General features: G+C 62.1%; 5 protein-coding genes. All 5 read right to left on the bottom strand.

Annotated features, from left to right (window positions below):
• Positions 1-872 (bottom strand): tryptophan synthase subunit beta (trpB, locus tag ACIQ0Q_RS08395; protein ID WP_395772488.1); only part of this gene is annotated, 872 nt, incomplete at its 3' end.
• 9 nt (positions 873-881) lie between these two features.
• Positions 882-1,505 carry a phosphoribosylanthranilate isomerase gene (locus ACIQ0Q_RS08390; protein ID WP_395772487.1) on the bottom strand — a complete coding sequence of 208 codons (624 nt, stop codon included), beginning with the start codon at positions 1,503-1,505 and terminating at the stop codon, positions 882-884.
• Positions 1,502-2,272, bottom strand: a complete 771-nt coding sequence (truA, locus tag ACIQ0Q_RS08385) for a tRNA pseudouridine(38-40) synthase TruA (protein WP_395772486.1) — start codon at positions 2,270-2,272, stop codon at positions 1,502-1,504. Before truA ends, ACIQ0Q_RS08390 begins: the two co-directional genes overlap by 4 nt.
• Positions 2,273-2,300: 28 nt before the next feature.
• A complete protein-coding gene (locus ACIQ0Q_RS08380) occupies positions 2,301-2,654 on the bottom strand; it encodes a PilZ domain-containing protein (protein ID WP_395772485.1) in 354 nt (117 codons plus the stop codon).
• Between the two features lie 8 nt (positions 2,655-2,662).
• Positions 2,663-3,582, bottom strand: a 920-nt coding sequence (gene holB / locus ACIQ0Q_RS08375; protein WP_395772484.1) for a DNA polymerase III subunit delta', incomplete at its 5' end; no start/stop codon positions are given.

Here is a 3,582-nt window from a genome sequence, read left to right as displayed (position 1 = left end):
ACGCCCGGCACGCCGGCCGCCAGCGAGGCGGCATGCTTGCCGGTAGCCAAGCCCTCACCCGCTGCTTCGGCGCCGATCAGACTCACTTCGGCATCATTGAGGAAGGGATGGAACATGCCGATGGCATTGGAACCGCCGCCGACGCAGGCGATGACTGCATCCGGCAGTCGCCCGTATTGCGCCAGCATCTGGGCCCGCGACTCGGTACCGACCACCGCGTTGAAATCGCGCACCATGCGCGGATACGGGCTGGGGCCGGCGGCAGTGCCGATGATGTAGAAGGTGTCCTGGATGTTGGATACCCAATCGCGCATCGCTTCGTTCAGCGCATCTTTCAGGGTTTTCGAACCGGAGGTGACCGGCACCACCTCGGCGCCCAGCAGTTTCATGCGGAACACGTTGATGGCCTGGCGCTCGATATCGACCGCACCCATGTACACCACGCACTTCAGGCCCAGACGTGCGGCTACGGTGGCCGAGGCCACGCCGTGCTGTCCGGCGCCGGTTTCGGCGATGACCCGGGTCTTGCCCATGCGCTTGGCCAGCATGGCCTGGCCGATGGTGTTGTTGATCTTGTGCGCGCCGGTATGGTTCAGGTCCTCGCGCTTGAGCAGAATGCGCGCGCCGCCGACATACTCGCTCAGGCGTTTGGCCTCGTAAATCGGGCTCGGACGGCCCACGTAATAGGCGTAATCGAAGGCCAGTTCAGCCTTGAAGGCCGGATCGGCCTGGGCCGCTTCATAGGCCTGTTCCAGCTCAGCCAGCGGCGCCATCAGGGTTTCGGACACGAATCGGCCGCCGTAAACGCCGAAATGGCCGTCGGCGTCGGGGTACTGGGAATAATCGAGGAGGGTGTTAGGCGGCGTATCCATAGAATCCTATTATCGTTCATCACCGCGTGCAGCGCGGATGAAATCCCGCATTTTCATTTCATCCTTCACGCCCGGCGTCGATTCAATCCCGCTCGACACATCCACGGCATAAGGCTTCATGGTGGCGATGGCTTCGGCCACATTTTCAGGCGTCAGGCCACCGGCTAGGTAAACCGGTTTCTCTAGCGCCGGTAGATCATTCCATGCGAAGCCTTCGCCCTGCCCGCCCAGCTGGCCGGGCGCGTGGCCATCGAGCACAAATGCCTGTGCGCTCGGGTAGTTTTTTTGGCGCAGGCTGATATCGCCAGCGCCCTTACCCATCGCCATCGCCTTGATGAACGGCATCCCGAACTGCGCACAGAATGCATCGGCTTCATCGCCATGAAACTGTAAAAGATTGGGCTGAAGTTGAGTGATGGTCGCACGCACGGTATCGGCATCCGGGTTCACGAACAAGGCGACCAGATCGATATGCTTCGGAACGGCTGCGCGCAGGGCTGGCATCGCTTCCAACGGCACATGACGCTTGCTGCCCGGCACATGCACCACGCCGATGGCGTGCACACCGAGCCCGGCGGCCAGCGCGGCATCTTCGGCGCGGGTGAAGCCGCAGAATTTGATGCGTACGCTCATTTCAGCGTGACCGCCTCGGGCAGGCCCCACTCCGGCGGATACAGGGCGCCGAGAAACATCAGGCCTTCGGCCGGCGCAGTCGGCCCGGCCACGGTACGGTCGCGGCCATCGAGCAGGGTTTTCATCCAGTGCACCGGCTGTTCGCCTTTGCCAATCAGCAACAGGCTGCCGACCAGGTTGCGCACCATGTGGTGCAGGAAGGCGTTGGCCTGCACCTCGAAATAAATCATGTCGCCCTCGCGGCAGATATCGAGCCGGTGCAGATTGCGGTTCGGGTGCTTGGCCTGGCACTGCGCGGTGCGGAATGCGCTGAAATCCTGTTCGCCGAGAATTTTCTGCGCCGCTTCATGCATGCGCGCGGCATCGAGTTCTTCCCGGCTCCAGCTCAGGAACTGGCGGTTGATGGCCGGCTTGACCGGGCGGATCAGCACACTGTATCGGTAGCGGCGCGCGCGGGCGCTGTAGCGGGCGTGGAAATCGTCGGGTACCGGCTGCATCCAGAGCGCGCGGATGCTGTCGGGAAGCCGGGTGTTGGTGCCGAGCACCCAGGCGCGGACATCGCGCGGGGCATCGGAATCGAAATGCACCAGCTGGCAACGGGCCGACACGCGGGCATCGGTGCGCCCCGAGCAGACCACTTCGACGGAGGCATCGGCAACGAAGGACAGGGCCTTTTCGACCGCGGCCTGAATCGTATCGCCGGTATGGTGTTTCTGCCAGCCCATGAATGGACTGCCGTCGTACTCCAAGGCCATCGCATAACGCATGCATCATCCTGTAGCGGGCGCGCAGCGCTCACATGGTATGGGTCGGTGAATCGGAATCCATCATGCCGGCCAGGGTGGTCTCGATTTTATGACGAATCTCGTCATTCTCGGCGGCCTCAGTGAGCTGCACGCCAACACCAGGATGACGCCCGCCCATTTGACCCATCGGCGAGACCCAGATCACCTTGCCGACGACGGGCATATGGACTTTGTCTTCCATGAATGTGACCACAAGGAACACCTCATCGCCTAGATGGTAACGCTTGGGCGTCGGCACGAAAATAGCGCCCCCTTTCACATAAGGCATGAAAGCGCTACGCAGTTCCTTCCGGTCCTTGATCTGGAGCGAAAGCAATCCTTGCATTGCAGTCGGTGTGGCCATGGAGTGTCCTATCGAAAATCCTGCAGCAGCTGCCGCCATTCCAGCATCCGTCCGGCGAGGCCGAGATCATGACGCAAGGGCTGACTCAAGCTTAACCGCAAACGGTTGATGCCATCAATCCATTCCTTCAGGCGCTCAACGGCCTGTGGATGCTTCACGCCCCCCGCCGCCTGTGCAGCCCAAGTCCGGGTCAGGCCATAACCAATCTGCGCCGCGAACAGCAGACGCAAGTCAGCGCGCTCATCGGCCAACCATTTGCGGGCGATGGCGGCCGGCCCAGTCTGGTGCTTTATGCAGGCGGCCAGATCGGCACGGACCTCCTGATACAGGGCAGAACCATCACTTCCGGCCCAAGCTAGGGCCAGCCCCGGGTTGCCGCTGGCCATGGTCAGCAAGGCCGTGGCATCGGCCTCTGGGATGCGGTTCTGTTTCAACCAGGCCAGTGCCGTGACGGTATCGGGGCATGCCATCTCGAGGCGCTGGCAACGGCTACGTACGGTAGCGGGAAGCGCCTTGGGTTGATCGGTGACCAACAGCAGGTAACGATCGGGCATGGGTTCTTCCAACGTTTTCAGCAGCGCATTGGCGGCCTGCGGATTTAATCGGTGCGCAGTTTCGATGATGACCACACGCGGGCCTGCCAGTTGCGCAGTCAGCGCCAGCCACTCCGACATGTCGCGGATCTGGTCGACGCCGATGGCGGTTTTCATCTTGCCGGTTTTTTCATTGAGCTCGATGCCGATTTGTCGGAAATCGCCATGACTGCCCTGCTCGAAGCGCTGGCAGGCCCTGCAAACGCCGCAGGCCGCCTCTGCATCGTCAGCCTGTTGGCACAGCAAACGTTTGGCCAAAGCCCGCGCCAGCAGCAATTTGCCGAGATGGGCTTCACCTTGCAGTATCTGCGCATGGCCGAGACGGCGCGACCGGA

It is taken from the genome of Arenimonas sp. (assembly GCF_044348765.1).
Lineage (GTDB): Bacteria > Pseudomonadota > Gammaproteobacteria > Xanthomonadales > Xanthomonadaceae > Arenimonas.
This window is presented reverse-complemented; position numbering and strand designations above follow the sequence as displayed.

Excerpts from the sequence above, each read along its gene's own strand:
- ACIQ0Q_RS08390 (WP_395772487.1), bottom strand. The coding sequence starts at position 1,505 with ATGAGCGTACGCATCAAATTCTGCGGCTTCACCCGCGCCGAAGATGCC.
- truA (WP_395772486.1), bottom strand. The coding sequence starts at position 2,272 with ATGCGTTATGCGATGGCCTTGGAGTACGACGGCAGTCCATTCATGGGC.
- ACIQ0Q_RS08380 (WP_395772485.1), bottom strand. The coding sequence starts at position 2,654 with ATGGCCACACCGACTGCAATGCAAGGATTGCTTTCGCTCCAGATCAAG.